This window comes from Bacillus sp. GBSW19 (genome assembly GCF_002998655.1).
Classification (GTDB): Bacteria; Bacillota; Bacilli; order Bacillales; family Bacillaceae; genus Bacillus.
The window spans coordinates 1,658,886-1,677,016 of record NZ_PVRF01000001.1; the positions used below are offsets into that span (position 1 = coordinate 1,658,886).

An 18,131-nucleotide genomic window follows, 5' to 3' on the forward strand; every position below is an offset into this window, starting at 1 on the left:
TCTATTATTTATTTCGCATCGTACCAAGATGGACCTGAAGCAAAATCAACTTTTAGCGGCACATCAAGCTGAAGTGCGTTTTCCATGACTTCAGGAACAATCTTTTCAAGGATGGCGATTTCTTCTTTCGGCGCTTCGAAGATCAATTCATCGTGCACCTGTAATAAAAGATTTGCCTGCAGGTTTTCTTCTTTGAGCCTTCGCGCCATATCAATCATCGCTTTTTTAATAATATCGGCTGCACTGCCTTGGATCGGTGTGTTCATGGCTGTTCGTTCTGCAAAGCTTTTGATATTAAAATTACGGCTTGTGATATCCGGGATATACCGTCTGCGTTTGAGAAGCGTCGTGACGTAGCCTTTTTGTTTCGCTTTCTGGACGATTTCTTCCATATAGGTTTTCACGCCTTTAAAGCTTGTTAAATAGCGCTCGATAAATGCGGCTGCTTCTTTTCTTGTGATCCCAAGGTTTTGAGAAAGTCCATAATCGCTAATTCCATATACAATACCGAAGTTTACCGCTTTGGCTTGTCTTCTCATAGCGGAAGTCACTTCTTCTTCTGAGACATGGAACACGTCCATCGCAGTTTTCGTGTGAATATCCATGTCTTGCGTAAATGCTTCGATCAAATTCTCATCTTGTGAAATATGAGCGAGTACACGCAGCTCGATTTGTGAATAGTCAGCTGCAAACATGAGCCAGCCTTCTTTTGAAGGAACGAATGCTTGACGAATCTTCCGTCCTTCTTCTAAACGAATCGGGATGTTTTGAAGGTTTGGATCTGTTGAGCTTAATCTTCCTGTTTGGGTGAGTGCTTGATTAAACCTTGTATGCACTTTATGAGTATCCTTACGCGTTACTTTCATTAACCCTTCCACATAGGTCGATTGCAGCTTTCCAATTTGCCTGTAATGCAGAATGGATCGAATGATTTCATGCTTATCTTCAAGCTTTTCAAGCACATCTGCAGACGTCGAGTAGCCTGTTTTTGTCTTCTTGATAATCGGCAGACCTAATTTTTCAAATAGGATGACGCCAAGCTGTTTAGGAGAATTGATGTTAAACGTTTCTCCTGCTAAGCGGTGAATGGTTTCTTCATATTCTTTGAGCTTTTTCGTTAATTCTTCACCCATTTTCTCTAGGCGCTCTATATCTACCTTTACTCCAAGAGATTCCATTTCACCTAAGATGAGAGCAAGTGGCAGCTCTAAATCTTCATACAGTTCGTGCTGATCATTTTTTTCTAATGCTTCAAGTGTTAAATCATGCAAGGCTGAGATCGCCGCTGCTTTTCGTCCAAGATGTTCTTTCAGTTCATCTTCAGGTGGAATCGCCTGCTTTGCTCCTTTTCCGTATACTTTTTCATCAGAAAGAGCGATATTCAGACCATATTCCTTCGCTACACTCGCGACGTCTTCGTATGATTTCTGCGGGTTGACGACATAGGAAGCGAGCAGAACATCATTATCAACACCTTTTAGATCGACATCATGCCATCTCAGGGCGACAACTGCTCTTTTTGAATCAAAGACCCATTTTTTCTTCGTTTCATCCTGTACCCATTCTTTAAATGCTTCTGATTGAAGCGCATCTTCTTTCGTGATAAAAAACGCACCATTTTCATTATGGATCGCAAAACCGATCAAATCCGCTTCGTGATAATTATCTCCAAGCTGTTCTACCACAAGGGCTGCATGATCTGTCAGCATGTCGTCCGTTACAGCTGTCATTTTTTTCACTTCTAATGCATCTACTTCGACCTGTTCATCTGTTTCTGGTGCTTCTCCTAGACGCTCTAGCAGCGTTTGAAAGCCCAGTTCTTTATAAAGAGAGATCACTTGATCCATGTGAGGGCCTTCGTATGCGAGATCTTTGCTTGACACATCAATAGGTGCTTCTACAAGAATCGTCGCCAGCTCTTTACTCATGACTGCTTGTTCTTTATATTCTTCAAGTTTTTCTTTTAGCTTTTTCCCGCTCACTTCATCAATATGTTCAAGCAGGTTCTCAACTGTTTCAAACTGCTTTAACAATTTAATCGCTGTTTTTTCGCCTACACCTGGGACGCCTGGGATATTATCTGAGGAATCTCCCATCAGCCCTTTCATATCAATGATTTGATCTGGTCGCAGGCCATATTTTTCTTCAATATGAGCAGGTGTGTAATATTCTACTTCTGTGATGCCTTTTTTCGTTATAGCCACTGTCGTATGATCTGTTGAGAGCTGTGTTAAGTCCTTATCTCCTGAGAAGATTTTGACTTCAAAGCCGTCTTTTTCTGCCTCGACAGCCAATGTACCGATAATATCATCTGCTTCATATTGAGGAAGCTCGTACCTTTTCACCTGATAGGCATCTAATAGTTCACGGATGAACGGCATTTGTTCTGATAGCTCTGGCGGAGTTTTTTGTCTTCCACCTTTATATTCTTTAAATGTCTCGTGGCGGAATGTTGTTTTTCCCGCATCAAATGCGACGAGCATATGGGTAGGCTTCTCGTCCTCCAGCATCTTCATTAAGATCATCGCAAAGCCATAAATAGCATTTGTATGTACGCCTTTATCATTTGATAATAGCGGCAAAGCAAAGAAGGCTCGATATGCGAGGCTGTTTCCATCCACTAACACTAATTTCTTTTTGTCTGTCATGTTTTAATCCTCCATCGGCTGAGCCATCTCAGCCGTCTCTTTCACACATTGTATCTTCATTTTATCAAAGTTTATTTTGAAAAGAAAATAGTCGAGCCTGCACAAAAAAGGGACGAAAACAACAAGTGTTTTCGTCCTTCCAAAATTGGCTCCTTGGATGAAGGGGTTCCTATTCATCCTATCAATGAATGTTTAACAAAACATGAATTCATTGTAAAGATCATGTAAATTTTAACGTGACTTTCCTTTTTTTCTCTAAGTCGATTTCAGGCTCACTGTAAAAGTCGTTCCTTTGCCTTGTTTGCTGTGGACAGAAATCGTTCCTTCATGCGCTTCCACAAGGTGTTTGACAATGGCAAGACCAAGACCTGTACCGCCTGAATTCCTGCTTCTATCTTTATCAATTCGATAAAATCTCTCAAATATTCTTGGAATCTCGCTTTTCTTCATGCCGATTCCTGTATCTGCTACATCAAATTCATAGGCACCTTTCCGCGGTCTTGCTGAGATGGTAACACTTCCTCCCTCTGGTGTATAGGTCAGGGCATTATTGACGAGATTGAGGAAGATTTGCTTTAACCTTAGCGGGTCTGCCATAACATAGACCGGTTCTTTCGGGACACGCACTTGTAATTGAATGCCTTTTTCTGCGGCCTTTTGTTTTAACAGCACTTCAATCTCTTGAATGATTTCTGTCGCATTGGCTTCTTGAATATTCAGCTTGAAGTGCTGCTGTTCAATTTTAGAAAGATCAAGTAAGTCTTGAATCAGCGTTTCTAGACGGACACTCTCTTTTAAAATGATAGAAAGGAATTCTGTCAGTGCTTCTTTGTCATCAATCGCACCATCAAGAAGGGTTTCTGAGAATCCTTTAATCGATGTAATCGGTGTCTTTAATTCGTGAGACACATTGGCGACAAAGTCTTTTCGCATCTGCTCCAGCTGCTTTGTTTCTGTCACGTCATGAAACACAAGGACAATTCCTTTCCATTCATCGTCTGTACTTAAAATTGGTACACCATCCACTTGGAAGTAGCGGCGTTCAATGTCAACGGCTAGACGTAAAAACTTCCGCACCTTCGTTTCTGTCATGAAAATTTCGTCAATTAATTCGATAATCTCTTCATGTGTAAACGCTTCGTGATACAGCTTGTGCATGTAAATATGCTTTTGGACTTTAAACTGCTTGCGGAAGGTTCGATTGACTAGGTGGATATAACCCATCTTATCAATCAAAATAATCCCCGCTCCAATATTTTCAATGACCGTTTGCAGCCGGTCTCTCTGCATTTCACCGGCACTTGTCATTTCTTGAAGACTTCCTGCCAAACGCTTCATGGAAGTATTCAGTTCACTTGTTTCAATCATCAACTCTTCATAGTTATTCGTATCATAGTTCCCGCGTTCCAGCTGTTTGGCTACCTTTGTAGCATAATCAATTGGTTTCACATATTTCATCGACATGCGGTACCCAAAGAAAACGATGATGATAATCGCCGAGCCAAGACAAAAGGCTAATGCAAGCCAGAGCTGGCCGTCAATTTCATTTAAAGGCTCGTATGACGCATGGAGAAATAAATAACCCGCTGGTTCGTTTTGTTTCAGGATCGGGACAGCATAATGAAACAGCGCATCCTTCTCATCGTCAATGACGACCCCTTTTGTTTGGAAACGTTCATTGTTCAGCGTGTTTCGAATGATGGCCCTTTGTTCTGCTTGACCCGTTGTATGTATGATATTCCCCTTCAGGTCCACAATCGACGCATTCATATCAAAATGCTGCTTTGCCTGATGGAGGACCTCCTTGTTTTGCTTCGCCTTCAGATCGTCACCATTCATGGAAGACAGGAGGAAGCTCGATTCCTTTTCCATTCGTTCCGTTAATTTGGTTTCATAGAAAACATGGAACATGTGGTCCAAGAAAAGACCAAGTGCCACAAACACAATAAAAAGGAGAAAAATGAGTCCCGAAAACAGACGGGTTCTAATTTTACTCATTTGACTTTGGCTCCTCCAATTTGTAGCCTAAGCCGCGAATCGTTTTAATGTATGTTGGTTTTTTCGTGTTCTTTTCAATTTTGTCCCGCAAGTGGCTAATATGGACATCCACAATACGAGTGTCACCTGCAAAGTCATAATTCCAAACGGCACTTAACAATAAATCACGCGTGAGGACACGTCCTTTATGCTTCGCCAAATAAAGCAGCAGTTCAAACTCTTTTGGTGTGAGCTCTAGACGTTCTTCCTGGAAATAGACTTCGTAGTGTTCTGGTAAAATGCGCAGTTCACCAATTTTGATTTGGTCTGCAATGATCTCTTCCTTCTCCTCTTGCGTGGGGGCAGGCTGAGATTGCTGTGCTCTTCTCAAGATGGCTTTTACCCGAGCACCCACTTCTCTAGGACTGAATGGCTTTGTCATGTAATCATCGGCTCCAAGCTCAAGGCCTAGCACCTTATCAAATTCATCGTCCTTTGCTGTCAGCATTAAAATAGGGAACATCATTTTTTGAATTCTCAGTTGTTTGCACACTTCAATGCCGTCCATCTTCGGAAGCATTAAATCTAATACAATGAGATCAGGCTGTTCACTTGCTGCTTTTTCAAGCGCTTCTTCCCCGTCTCTTGCTGTGACGACATCATAGCCCGCTCTTTCAAGGTTATAGCTTAGAAGTGTTACAATCGATTCTTCATCATCCACAACTAATATTTTTTTATTCATGTTGTGCCTCCAATTAGTGATTTCCCCTGCATCCGTTTTTTGTATCTTATGTGAAAAGCGAGAAGTCATGCTTTCTCTTTCATTTTAACGAAAGCTTAACAAGAGGACAATTTAAAATTTCGACAAGATTTGTTTTGTAAACAAAAAGAAGACTCCTCATGAGAGAAGCCTTCTTTTTTATTCATATTAAGACAATACTTTCATGACATTCTTAACAGATTCAACAGAACGGTCAAGCTGACTTCTTTCTTCTTCTGTCAGCTCAAGCTCGATGATCTTCTCAAGACCGTTGCCACCTACGATTGTTGGTACACCTAGGTAAATGCCTTCGTAGCCATATTCACCTTCAAGGTAAGCAATCGTCGGCATGACGCGGCGCTGATCTTTAAGGATCGCCTCAACCATTTCGACTAGTGAAGCAGCAGGAGCATAATATGCACTACCGTTACCTAATAGGTTCACGATTTCGCCGCCGCCTTTTCTTGTTCTTTCAACAATTGCATCAATTCGATCTTTTGGAATCAATGTTTCAAGCGGGATACCGCCTGCATAAGAGTAACGAACAAGAGGAACCATGTCATCGCCATGTCCACCAAGTACAAAGCCCGTCACATCTTTAACAGATAGGTTTAATTCTTGAGCAACAAACGTACGGAAACGTGCTGTATCAAGAATGCCCGATTGTCCAATGACTTTTTCTTTTGGTAATCCTGATTCTTTATAAACTGCATACGTCATTGCATCAACAGGGTTTGTTAACACAACAATGATGGCTTCTGGAGAATATTTAACGATTTCGCGTGTCACACTGCGCATGATTTTTTCATTTGTTGACACGAGATCGTCACGGCTCATTCCCGGCTTTCTTGCAATTCCCGCCGTAATGACCACGACATCAGAACCGGCTGTATCTTCGTAGTTAGAAGTTCCTGTAATGTTTGCATCGAAGCCTTGAACAGGACTTGCTTCCAGCATATCAAGTGCTTTCCCTTTTGTTGGGTTCTCAAGCTGCGGGATATCGACTAATACGACGTCCGCTAATTCTTTTTGAGCCGTTAGAAATGCTGTAGTTGCTCCAGTAAAGCCTGCTCCGATGACAGATACTTTTTTACGCTTGTTTGCCATTTCCTTTTTCCCCTTTAACTTTAAAGTTTAAGAATCAAGACAAGTTTTTGATGAGCTCGTCAGCAAACTCAGAACATTTCACTTCTGTTGCGCCATCCATTAATCTAGCAAAATCGTAAGTGACGACTTTTGATGCAATTGTTTTTTCAACAGATTGAATCACTAGATCAGCTGCTTCCTGCCAGCCAAGGTGCTCAAGTAAAAGCACGCCTGATAGAAGAACAGAAGATGGATTCACTTTATCAAGACCAGCATATTTAGGTGCTGTTCCGTGAGTCGCTTCAAAAATAGCGTGTCCTGTTTCGTAGTTGATGTTCGCACCTGGTGCGATACCAATTCCACCAACTTGTGCTGCAAGAGCATCAGAGATGTAATCTCCGTTTAAGTTCATTGTTGCCACAACATCGAACTCAGCTGGACGAGTTAGGATTTGTTGAAGGAAAATATCTGCAATGCTGTCTTTGACAATAATTTTGCCAGCAGCTTCTGCTTCACTTTGCGCTTTGTTTGCCGCATCTTTTCCATCTTGTTCTACAATACGATCATATTGTGCCCATGTAAAGACCTTGTCTCCAAACTCTTTTTCAGCCACTTCGTAGCCCCAGTTTTTGAAGGCACCTTCTGTAAATTTCATGATGTTTCCTTTGTGAACAAGCGTCACAGACTTACGGCCTTGGTCGATTGCATATTGGATAGCCGCTCTGACAAGGCGAGAAGTTCCTTCTTCAGAAACTGGCTTGATTCCGATACCTGACGTTTCTGGGAAACGGATTTTGTTTACACCTAATTCGTTTTTCAAGAAGTCAATTAACTTCTTCACTTCGTCTGATCCTTTTGCATACTCGATACCAGCATAGATATCTTCTGTGTTCTCACGGAAGATGACCATATCTGTGTCTTCTGGACGTTTCACAGGAGACGGTACGCCTTGGAACCAGCGAACTGGACGTAAGCATGTGAATAGATCAAGCTCTTGTCTAAGTGCCACGTTTAATGAACGGATTCCTCCGCCGATTGGTGTTGTCAGTGGTCCTTTGATCGCGATTAAGTATTCACGAATGTCTTCAAGTGTTTGCTCAGGAAGCCATTCTCCAGTTTTATTGTAAGCTTTCTCACCTGCATATACTTCTTTCCAAGTGATTTGCTTTTCACCTTTATATGCTTTTTCTACAGCTGCTTCAAGTACTCTTGATGCTGCTTTCCAAATGTCAGGACCGATTCCGTCCCCTTCGATAAACGGGATAATTGGATTATTTGGTACATTCAATACGCCGCCAGTAACTGTAATTTTTTCGCCTTGTGACAATGATATTACCTCCCAGGTTATGTAGTGAATATTTGAAACTTCTTGGCTTGATGTCTGCAAGCGAAGAAGTTTTTCACGTGATTCGTTTTTTGTTGATATAGAGGCTGATTGGCCTTCCTGAGGATCAGCCCCCGCTATTCTATAAACATTAGTCTCTTTCACTGATCGGAACAAAGGTTTGAAGATCAGGTCCAATGTAGTCAGCTCTTGGACGGATGAGACGGTTGTTGTCATACTGCTCTAGAATGTGAGCAATCCATCCAGAGAATCGGCTGATCACGAAAATTGGTGTAAACAAGTCATGATCAATCCCAAGACTGTGATATACAGATGCAGAATAAAAATCAACATTTGGTGGAAGATTTTTCTCTGATGTCACGATTTCCTCTGCGCGAACAGACATTTCATACCATTTCGGCTCGCCAGTGAGGTTTGTTAAACGCTGGCTCATTTCTTTTAGATGCTTTGCACGCGGGTCACCTTGACGGTATACGCGGTGGCCAAAGCCCATAATTTTTTCTTTCTTCTCTAGCTTACCATGAATATAGGAATCTACGTTTTCAACTTCGCCAATTTCTGAAAGCATCTTCATCACGCCTTCGTTGGCTCCGCCATGAAGTGGTCCTTTCAGCGCACCGATAGCCGCTGTTACACCAGAGTAGATATCTGATAGTGTAGCAACACATACACGTGCTGTAAATGTCGATGCGTTTAATTCATGATCTGCATGTAGAATGAGTGCCTTATCAATTGCCTCAATTTCTACTGGTGACGGCTCTTCGCCATTTAGCATATACAAGAAGTTCGCAGCATAGCTGTATTCTTCTTTTGGCTGTACAGGCTCAAGTCCCTTTCGAATGCGTGAAAACGTAGCGACTAGTCCAGAAATTTTCGCCTGTAAACGAATGGCTTTTCTGTAATTCGCTTCTTTGTCCATAATCTCTGATTCGTCATCGAGTAAACCTAGTAAGGATACCGCTGTACGAATCGCAGACATTGGATGAACCCCGTCCAGCGAATACGATTTAAAGTGCTCAATGATTTCTTGCGGAATGTGAGCATTTTCATTGAGCTGCTGTTTTAACTCACTCAGCTCTTGCTCATTCGGCAGCTTTAAGTGCCATAACAGGTAGACAATTTCTTCGAATGTAGCTTTTTCAGTTAAATCATCGATATTGTACCCTACATAAGTAAGAGTATCATCAATAATTGAGCTTACGGATGAAGTTGTTGCCACAATACCTTCAAGACCTCTTGTTGCTGTCATGTTCAATCTCCCCTTTTTAAAAAGATTCCCCTTCGTTGCAGAATTCTCGCTTTTTGAAAGCGCTATCCAATCCGAATAAGACGGCAGGTTCAGAAAAGAAAATGCTTACATTTACCTATACGGTTAGAGCGCTTTTAGCCTCATATCTCTTGTGTGATCAATGAGTTCAAAATTAAGCCTATTCCCATTATAAACAATAATCAGACATTTGTTAAATGTTTAACTATAATTTTTTTTGATATTTTTTTTTCCAGTCTTCCATATAAGGCATGGAATAAAGGGATTTTGCTTCTTTTATTATATTTAATTATGTTTTTTTGCAAAAGCTCACGCAAGAAAAAAATAAAAAAGAAAGTGGCATGAACCACTCTCTTTTCAACCGCTGAAAAATTTCACAGCCTGCATCGCCAAATAAGCAATTCCTGCTCCGATCAGCGGACCGACAGCTACACCTTTAAATAAGCTGACTGCCAAAATTGTCCCGAACACAAGCGCTGCCGTGATATGCGGATCATTTTCGAGTAGCACAATACCGTTTTTTGCGATTAATGCTACTAATATACCCGCTCCAAGTGCAATCCAAGCATAAGAAGATTTCATGGCTTCTCCAAGCTGCTTAAATCCAATGTCACCTGTTGCAATAGGAACAAGCACAGCAATTGTAATGACGGTGACACCCCAATTGATGCCTTTTGATTGGAGAACCGGGAAAATTTTTTGATCCAAACCAATCAGCTTAATCGCAATCAGCACAGAAACCGCTAAAATTAATGAATTGTTCTTTGCAATAAGTGCAATAACGAGTAAAAGAACCAAAAATAAATTTGCTTGAGTAAACATACGCCGCCCCTTCCTTTCTTTTTATTGCGACCTTTTCATATTACTAATCTTTTTGAATAAAATGAAGTATCGGACATGCTTGTTTTTTGGAGGGGATTGTGTGAATCACGCCTATATGGCCATTTTTCTGCGAAGTTTGATGATGATCAGCATTGCTGTAATTGCGGTTGTCTTTTTATATCAGTCTTTTCCGTTTTTATATCCTTTTTGGATTGCACTTATTGTATCCTGCCTAATTCATCCTGCCGTATGCAAAATAGAAGAGATCACCGGAATGCCGAGAGGAATTGTAGTAGTCATTGTACTACTGCTCTTTTTAGTGGCAGCAGCCGGTTTCATCACACTCTTAGTAGCAGAAATCATTTCAGGAAGTGCTTATTTAGCAAAGGTTCTGCCTGGACACCTTGATCAAATGATTGGTATTGTCGAACGGTTTTTTACAGATAAGATTCTGCCTTTGTACCATGATGTTACCGCCCAATTTAATACGCTTCAAGCAGGTCAAAAGGAATCGATTTTAGGACAAATCCAAGCGCTAGGCGATGAAGCTGCCGCAAAAATAGGGACTTTTCTTTCAAAAACGCTCGAGCTTATCCCGGCTTTTTTAGGTCTTTTGCCTGATGCAGCCGCAACCCTTTTGTTTTCTGCACTGGCGACTTTTTTTATCACGAAAGATTGGTTTACGTTAAAAAAATATGGCTCTCGTATCTTTCCCGCAAAATGGATGCAGCATACACGCGCCATTTTATCTGAAATCAAAAAAGCCATTACCGGTTTTATGAAGGCGCAGCTTCTGCTTGTTGCTATGACCATCGGCCTCGTCGTCATTGGTCTGATCATCTTAAAAGTCGAGCATGCCTTTGTCATTGCTTTATGTATTGGGTTTGTCGATTTACTTCCTTATATCGGGAGCGGTACTGTTTTTCTGCCTTGGATCATTTACTCCGTTATGACAGGAAATCTTTCACTCGCTATCGGGCTCGGCATTTTGTATATTGTCGTGCTCATTCAAAGACAAATTTCAGAGCCAAAAGTCTTAAGCAAGTCCATTGGGCTTAATCCTTTAGCAACGCTTGTGGCATTATTTGTCGGGTTAAAATGCTTTGGTTTTCTTGGACTTGTCATTGGTCCTGCTTCCCTTGTCGTGTGGCAGGCATTTCGTAATGCAGGTGTTTTTAGAGATATCTATCAATACATTCGGTACGGCATGCAAAAGTAAAAGAGACCTTGAGCTCAAGGTCTCTTTAGCGAATAATCGTATAGCGATTGCGATTAGACATGTTTCTAAGCCAGCGTTCAAAGAGCGGCTTGATTTGCTTTCTCGTCATCGGAATGAGTAGCAGCGCACCAATGATATCCGATAAGAAGCCGGGAATGAGCAGCAGCAGACCGCCAATCAGAATGCAAAAACCATCGACAATCGCTATGCCTGGCATTTTACCATACTGTAAATCTCTCTGCACTTTTTGAAAAGCTTCGATTCCTTGCTTTCTTGCAAAATAAGCACCTAGTGCACTCGTGAGCACGATCATCAGCATCGTGGGCAAAATGCCAATGATTTTACTTGATATTAAAAATAAACTGATTTCCACTGCAGGGAACAGAATCAATAATAGTAGCAAATATTTTTTCAACCATATCACCTCATGGGGTATCTTTCATCGAAAGCTGTTTTACTTTTTTTAGTGTAACATAAAAAAAGAGAGGAGTCAGATAACTCCCCTCGTGTGTATGATTTAAAGGACGCTTGCACGGCCTTTGTAGATCGCTCCGCGTGCCGGATCTACTGTGATCTCTTCGCCTTCTTTTAGCAGTGTTGTTGCGCTGTCAAGACCCACAATCACTGGAATACCAAGGCTGAGTCCAACGACTGCTGCATGGCTTGTTAAGCCGCCTTCTTCAGTGATCAAGGCAGATGCTTTCTCTAAAGCACCCATCATATCACGGTCTGTACAGTTTGCGACAAGAATCGCACCATCGTACATTTTTTCGTCTGCTTCTTTTCCGCTTTGTGCAATGACAACCGGTCCAAATGCAGATTTACGGCCAATTCCTTGACCTTTCGCAATGATGTCACCAACAACATATACTTTCATTAAGTTCGTTGTACCTGTTTCACCAACTGGCACACCAGCTGTAATGACGATTAAATCGCCATGTCTCACATAGCCCGTTTCGATCGACTTCTCGACTGCATTCTCAAGCATTTCATCAGTAGACGTCGTTTTTGATCCGCTCTTTGCAAATACACCGAATACGAGAGACAGCTTTCTTGCTACTGATTCGTTTGCTGTGACCGCTACGATTGGTGCTTTTGGTCTATATTTTGAAATCATTCTCGCTGTATGACCGCTTTCCGTAGGTGTCACAATCGCTGCCACGTCAAGCTTCATCGCTGTATGTGCAACAGATTGACCGATGGCATCTGTAATGCTGACTTCTACTTCTTCGCTTCTGCGAGAAAGAATTGCTTTATAGTTGAGTGCATCTTCTGAACGTGATGCAATGTTATGCATCGTTTGTACAGCTTCCACTGGATATGTTCCTGCTGCTGTTTCACCAGAAAGCATAATCGCATCTGTGCCATCAAAAATGGCATTTGCCACGTCACTTGCTTCCGCACGAGTTGGACGAGGATTACGCTGCATGCTATCAAGCATTTGGGTAGCTGTGATGACAGGTTTGCCTAAACGATTGCATTTTTTGATCAGCATTTTTTGAACAAGCGGTACTTCTTCTGCCGGGATCTCTACACCAAGATCTCCACGCGCAACCATCAAACCATCTGATACCTCAAGGATTTCATCGATGTTATCAACACCCTCTTGGTTTTCAATCTTAGGAATGATTTGAATGTCAGCTGCATTATTCTTTTCAAGAAGCTCACGAATTTCAAGGACATCAGAAGCTCGTCTAACAAAAGAAGCAGCGATGAAATCGACGCCTTGTTCAATTCCGAACAGAATATCATTGGCATCCTTTTCTGTAATACCTGGCAGGTTCACACTTACACCTGGTACGTTTACACCTTTTTTGTTTTTGAGCGTGCCTGTATTCATGACCTTTGTGACGATTTCTTCGCGGTCCATGTTAATTTCTTTCACTTCTAAACCAATAAGACCATCATCTAATAGAATCGTTGAGCCCACTTCTACATCATGAATTAAATCTTCATACGTCACACTAATTTTTTCCGTATTTCCAACAATATCTTCCATACTCACGATAAGATCTGCACCAGCGACTAGCTCAATTGAGCCGTTTTCAACTGTACGTGTACGGATCTCTGGACCTTTTGTATCAAGAAGGATCGCAATGTCCTTGCCTAATGTTTTACCTGCTTTACGAATGTTTTCAATGCGTGCACCATGCTCTTCAAAATCTCCATGAGAGAAGTTTAGTCTGGCTACATTCATTCCTGCTTCAATCAATTCAGTCAGCTTTTCAATGGTTTCACTTGCTGGACCGATTGTACAAACGATTTTTGTCTTTCTCATTACTGTTCCTCCTAAGGTCTTCTCGTTTTATATAGAGAGCTCTTGTGAAAGTCGGTACATATTTTGATCGACTGTATGTTTTTTATCTAAGATATCTAAAATATCGTGGTGAACGAGTTCGTTGCTTTGAATGCCCACACAGCGTCCGCCTTTTCCTTCAAGAAGAAGTTCTACTGCGTATGCTCCTAAACGGCTTGCCAGTACTCGGTCAAATGCGCTTGGAGAACCTCCGCGCTGAATATGTCCTAAGACAGATACACGGGTTTCAAGGCTTGTCTCCTCTTCAATCCGCTTACCAAATTCAACACCGCTGCCTACGCCTTCTGCGACGATAATGATACTGTGCTTCTTGCCGCGCTCGTGCCCTCTTCTTAACCTCGCAATAATTTCATCCATGTCATAGTCTGCTTCAGGAATCAAAATAGATTCGGCTCCGCCTGCTAGACCTGACCAAAGAGCAATATCACCAGCATGTCTTCCCATTACTTCCACTACGTATGTACGTTCATGAGATGTGGCTGTATCACGAATTTTATCAATGGCGTCAATGACTGTATTCAGTGCTGTATCAAAGCCAATAGTGAAATCAGTACCTGGGATATCGTTGTCGATTGTACCCGGGACACCTACACATGGAAAACCAAGCTCAGTTAATTTCTTCGCTCCCATGAATGAACCGTCTCCGCCGATCACAACAAGTCCTTCAATACCGAATTTTTTTAAGTTCTCAATGCCTTTTTCACGACCTTCAACTGTCTTGAATTCAGGGCATCTTGCCGTGTAAAGTTTTGTTCCTCCACGATGAATGATATCGCCAACTGAACCTATTTCAAGTTTCTCAATTTTACCGTTAATTAGACCTGAATATCCATTATAAATACCGTAAACTTCAACATTATGGTAAATCGCTTTCCTTACAACTGCGCGCACAGCTGCATTCATTCCTGGGGAATCCCCACCGCTCGTTAAAACTCCTATACGCTTCATCTTTTTCACCTCAGAGACCATATATGAATTAAACATACCATTTCCACTGCTTGAAAACAATCATGAGCAAAACCGGATGTTTTCAATACGTATTTCTAAAACCGTACTTATTATACAATTAAATAAACCGTTTTTAAACAAAAGTTAAGAAAGTCATGAAAGCAATTCTTTCAAAAACGAGGAAGATCGATCCTTCTAAAGCTTATCATATCAAGGTTTTCAGACGTTTCAAATTTTATGAAAACAAAAGAAAATTATTTTCAAATAGCGCTTACATGAGGACGGTTTTCATGAAAAAGGATGAAAAAAATAAACGCCAGCCAAAAAGGCTGTACGTTTATTTAGTTTACCCCAATATATTGATTTTCAACCGATACTTTCCCGATTGCTTTGTATTTTTGATATCTTTGTTCGACTAGTTCTTCAGGTGTTAGTTTGAGCAAAGATGTAAGTGACTGTTTTAATGTTTTTTTAATGTAGGCTGCTTGTTGTTTCACGTCTCGATGTGCTCCACCTTGCACTTCTTTAATAACATCATCTATAATATCTAATTCTTTTAGGTCTGGAGCGGTAATTTTCATTGTCTCTGCAGCTTTTTTCGCAAGTGATGAGTCCTTCCAGAGCAGTGCTGCTGCACCTTCAGGTGAAATCACTGAATACGTTGAATTCTCTAGCATGTATAGGTGGTTTCCTACGCCTAAGCCTAGTGCGCCGCCACTTCCGCCTTCTCCGATGACAATACAGACAACCGGTACACGAAGTCCTGCCATTTCGAATAGGTTTTTCGCAATTGCTTCACTTTGTCCGCGTTCTTCAGCTGCTTTCCCAGGATAAGCTCCTTTTGTATCAATAAAGCAAATGATCGGGCGATTAAATTTATCTGCTTGTTTCATCAAGCGCAGCGCTTTACGGTAGCCTTCTGGATGAGGCATTCCGAAATTACGGCGCAAGTTTTCTTTTGTGTCTTTTCCGCGCTGATGGCCAATGACTGTGACAGGAAGCCCTTTAAACGTGGCGATTCCTCCAACAATGGCTTCATCATCACCATAGAAACGGTCACCATGACATTCGAAAAAGTTGTCAAACAGCTCTTGAATGTAATCGAGAGTTGTTGGACGCATCGCATGACGAGCAATTTGCACTCTGTCCCACGGCTTTAAATTTGTATAAATGTCTGCTTCAAGCTTGCTCAGACGTGTTTCAAGGCGCTCAATTTCTGCACTTAAATCCATTTCTGAGTTTTGTGTGAACTTTTTCAGTTCATCAATTTTCGCTCGAAGTTCAATGACAGGTTTTTCAAATTCTAGTTCTCCAGCCACTCTCGTTCACCTCCTGTGCTGTGTAATGCTAAGATTCGGCCTAGTGTTTCTTTCATCTCTGCACGATGAATGACAGCATCCAGCTGTCCATGCTTCAACAAAAATTCAGCCGTTTGGAAGTCCTCTGGCAGGTCTTCACGGATTGTTTGTTCAATGATTCTACGGCCTGCAAACCCAATTAAAGCACCAGGTTCTGCAAAGTTGTAATCACCAAGAGAGGCGAAACTAGCTGATACACCGCCAGTTGTTGGGTTCGTCATCACAGAGATAATCAAACCTTGATCCTCGCTGAACAGTTTTAATGCTGAGCTTGTTTTTGCCATCTGCATGAGACTGAGGATCCCCTCTTGCATTCTCGCTCCGCCTGATGCAGTAAAGATGATAAATGGCACCTTGTCCGCTTTTGCTTTCTCGATCGCAAGTGTGATCTTTTCACCAACAACCGAGCCCATGCTGCCCATACGGAACGTGGCATCCATGACAGCGATCACAGCACGCTGGCCTTCAATTTCACCTTGACCTGTGACAATGGCTTCATTCAAAGACGTTTTTTCTCTGTCTTTCTCAAGCTTTTCTTCGTAGCCTGGGAATCCGAGCGGGTTTTCTGAGATCAGGTGCCCGTTAAATTCTTCAAATGTGCCTTCGTCTACAAGGCTATCAATACGCTGCTTTGCATTCATTTGCAAATGTCTGCCGCAATTCATGCAAACACGTAAATTTTTATCTAATTCTTTGGTGAGCATTATTTTTTTACATTGCGGACATTTGGTCATGATGCCTTCAGGCACATCTTGGCTTGCCTGTTCAGAGGGTACAGATGCATATTTTTTCTTTTTACTGAAAATATTTTTGATTGACAAATGACTACCTCCCTTTTTGAAGGGTTTTTTCTTTACACGCACATCCACTATTATAGGACATGTCATAACTGTACCGAAACTATTGTACTTTTTTTGTCAAACGCTGTCATCCTTCATTCAATTTTTTCAATGGGGAATTGATGAGAAATGAGTATGTGTTTGGGGCGCTGAGCAGTTGATATATGTGAATTGTGAACGTCTACAAAAAAATATCATTCCGGATGAAAAAATTTTCGCGTAAGAGAGGAAATGGTGCACGTCTTTCCTCCAATTTCAGAAAGAACGTGCACACTTTTCCAATTGATTATTCGCCGATAATCGTTAATTTTCTTGTTTTTTCAGCGACTGCTTCTGGATCGACTTTGATTCTTGCAACGCCAGTTTCCATTGCTGCTTTTGCTACCGCTTTTGCTACCGCTGGTGCTACACGTGCATCAAATGGTTCAGGGATGACGTATTCAGCTGACAATTTCTCATCTGAAACAAGAGAAGCAATCGCTTCAACGGCCGCAATTTTCATTTCTTCGTTAATGTGAGTTGCACGTACATCTAATGCTCCGCGGAAAATTCCTGGGAATGCCAGTACATTGTTCACTTGGTTCGGGAAGTCAGAACGGCCAGTTCCTACAACACTTGCACCTGCTGCATGTGCATCTTCTGGCATGATCTCTGGATTTGGATTCGCCATAGCGAAGATGACAGGATCTTTTGCCATTTTTCCAACCATTTCTTTTGTTAAAGCGCCTGCTACTGAAACCCCGATGAAGACGTCTGCGCCTTCAATGACTTCTTCTAATGAACCTTCTTTACGGTCTTGGTTCGTGAATTTAGCGACTTCATTTTTCACTGTATTCATACCGTTCGGGCGGCCTTCGTAAATTGCGCCTTTTGTATCACACATGATGATATCACGTACACCGAAATGATATAGAAGCTTGATAATCGCAATTCCCGCTGCTCCAGCGCCGTTTGCCACCACTTTGATGGAGGACATTGATTTTCCAGACAGTTTCAAGGCATTTACAAGTCCTGCTACTGTGACAATCGCTGTTCCGTGCTGATCATCGTGGAACACTGGAATGTTTGTCTCTTTTTTCAAGCGCTCTTCGATAATGAAGCAGTTTGGAGCTGCAATATCTTCAAGGTTGACACCGCCAAACGTTGGCTCAAGAAGCTTTACTGTTTCAACGATTTTGTCTACATCGTTTGTCGCAAGCGCGATCGGGAAGGCATCAACGCCCGCGAAGCTTTTGAATAATACAGCTTTTCCTTCCATTACTGGAAGAGATGCTTCTGCACCAATATTACCAAGCCCTAAAACAGCGCTTCCGTCTGTGACAACAGCGACCATATTGCCTTTCATTGTATAATCATACACTTTGCTTGCGTCGTCATAAATATCTTTACATGGTTCTGCAACACCAGGTGAGTAAGCCAAGCTCAAGTCTTTTGCATTTTTCACTTGTACTTTTGATTTTGATTCGAGTTTGCCTTGATTCTCTTTGTGCATATGTAATGCTTCTTCTCTTAATGACATGTGTAGAACACTCCTTCAAGTGGAAA

At 41.7% G+C, this 18,131-nt stretch carries 14 protein-coding genes; 1 reads left to right on the forward strand and 13 read right to left on the reverse strand.

Annotated elements, in window-relative coordinates:
- Window positions 1–8: 8 nt before the first annotated feature.
- The 7 genes from polA to C6344_RS08850 form a co-directional block, all read right to left on the reverse strand.
- A complete protein-coding gene (gene polA, locus C6344_RS08815) occupies window positions 9–2,648 on the reverse strand; it encodes a DNA polymerase I (protein WP_106072876.1) in 2,640 nt (879 codons plus the stop codon).
- 255 nt (window positions 2,649–2,903) lie between these two features.
- Entirely contained in the window at window positions 2,904–4,646 is a 1,743-nt protein-coding gene (gene pnpS / locus C6344_RS08825; RefSeq protein ID WP_106031192.1) for a two-component system histidine kinase PnpS, read from the reverse strand.
- Window positions 4,639–5,367, reverse strand: coding sequence for a response regulator transcription factor (locus tag C6344_RS08830; RefSeq protein WP_066030564.1), 729 nt, complete (start codon window positions 5,365–5,367; stop codon window positions 4,639–4,641). Before C6344_RS08830 ends, pnpS begins: the two co-directional genes overlap by 8 nt.
- A gap of 186 nt (window positions 5,368–5,553) precedes the next feature.
- Window positions 5,554–6,492, reverse strand: a complete 939-nt coding sequence (gene mdh, locus C6344_RS08835; RefSeq protein ID WP_034661844.1) for a malate dehydrogenase — start codon at window positions 6,490–6,492, stop codon at window positions 5,554–5,556.
- A gap of 34 nt (window positions 6,493–6,526) precedes the next feature.
- Window positions 6,527–7,798 carry an NADP-dependent isocitrate dehydrogenase gene (gene icd / locus C6344_RS08840; RefSeq protein ID WP_008346060.1) on the reverse strand — a complete coding sequence of 424 codons (1,272 nt, stop codon included), beginning with the start codon at window positions 7,796–7,798 and terminating at the stop codon, window positions 6,527–6,529.
- A gap of 148 nt (window positions 7,799–7,946) precedes the next feature.
- The gene (gene citZ, locus C6344_RS08845) at window positions 7,947–9,065 is read right to left on the reverse strand and encodes a citrate synthase (RefSeq protein WP_034661848.1); all 1,119 of its coding nucleotides are present in this window, start codon (window positions 9,063–9,065) and stop codon (window positions 7,947–7,949) included.
- Window positions 9,066–9,440: 375 nt separating this feature from the next.
- On the reverse strand, window positions 9,441–9,905 hold the full coding sequence (locus C6344_RS08850; RefSeq protein WP_007501699.1) for a DUF441 domain-containing protein: 465 nt from the start codon (window positions 9,903–9,905) through the stop codon (window positions 9,441–9,443).
- A gap of 100 nt (window positions 9,906–10,005) precedes the next feature.
- Here C6344_RS08850 and ytvI point away from each other — a divergent pair, with 100 nt between their 5' ends.
- Window positions 10,006–11,124 (forward strand): sporulation integral membrane protein YtvI, encoded by a 1,119-nt coding sequence (ytvI, locus tag C6344_RS08855; protein WP_060596982.1) that lies wholly within the window; start codon window positions 10,006–10,008, stop codon window positions 11,122–11,124.
- Window positions 11,125–11,149: 25 nt separating this feature from the next.
- On the opposite strand, the gene C6344_RS08860 is transcribed toward ytvI, so the two are convergent.
- From C6344_RS08860 to ystJ, 6 genes are all read right to left on the reverse strand, one after another.
- Window positions 11,150–11,539: an FxsA family protein gene (locus C6344_RS08860; RefSeq protein ID WP_060596983.1), complete on the reverse strand. Its 390-nt coding sequence runs from the start codon at window positions 11,537–11,539 to the stop codon at window positions 11,150–11,152.
- Between the two features lie 102 nt (window positions 11,540–11,641).
- A complete protein-coding gene (gene pyk, locus C6344_RS08865) occupies window positions 11,642–13,402 on the reverse strand; it encodes a pyruvate kinase (protein WP_106072877.1) in 1,761 nt (586 codons plus the stop codon).
- 27 nt (window positions 13,403–13,429) lie between these two features.
- Window positions 13,430–14,389: a 6-phosphofructokinase gene (pfkA, locus tag C6344_RS08870; protein WP_012010865.1), complete on the reverse strand. Its 960-nt coding sequence runs from the start codon at window positions 14,387–14,389 to the stop codon at window positions 13,430–13,432.
- 341 nt (window positions 14,390–14,730) lie between these two features.
- Window positions 14,731–15,708: an acetyl-CoA carboxylase carboxyl transferase subunit alpha gene (accA, locus tag C6344_RS08875; protein ID WP_034661852.1), complete on the reverse strand. Its 978-nt coding sequence runs from the start codon at window positions 15,706–15,708 to the stop codon at window positions 14,731–14,733.
- The gene (gene accD, locus C6344_RS08880; RefSeq protein WP_060596984.1) at window positions 15,693–16,568 is read right to left on the reverse strand and encodes an acetyl-CoA carboxylase, carboxyltransferase subunit beta; all 876 of its coding nucleotides are present in this window, start codon (window positions 16,566–16,568) and stop codon (window positions 15,693–15,695) included. The genes accA and accD overlap by 16 nt, the downstream gene beginning before the upstream one ends.
- Window positions 16,569–16,872: 304 nt before the next feature.
- A complete protein-coding gene (ystJ, locus tag C6344_RS08885; protein ID WP_106072878.1) occupies window positions 16,873–18,105 on the reverse strand; it encodes an NADP-dependent malic enzyme in 1,233 nt (410 codons plus the stop codon).
- Window positions 18,106–18,131 lie beyond the last annotated feature (26 nt).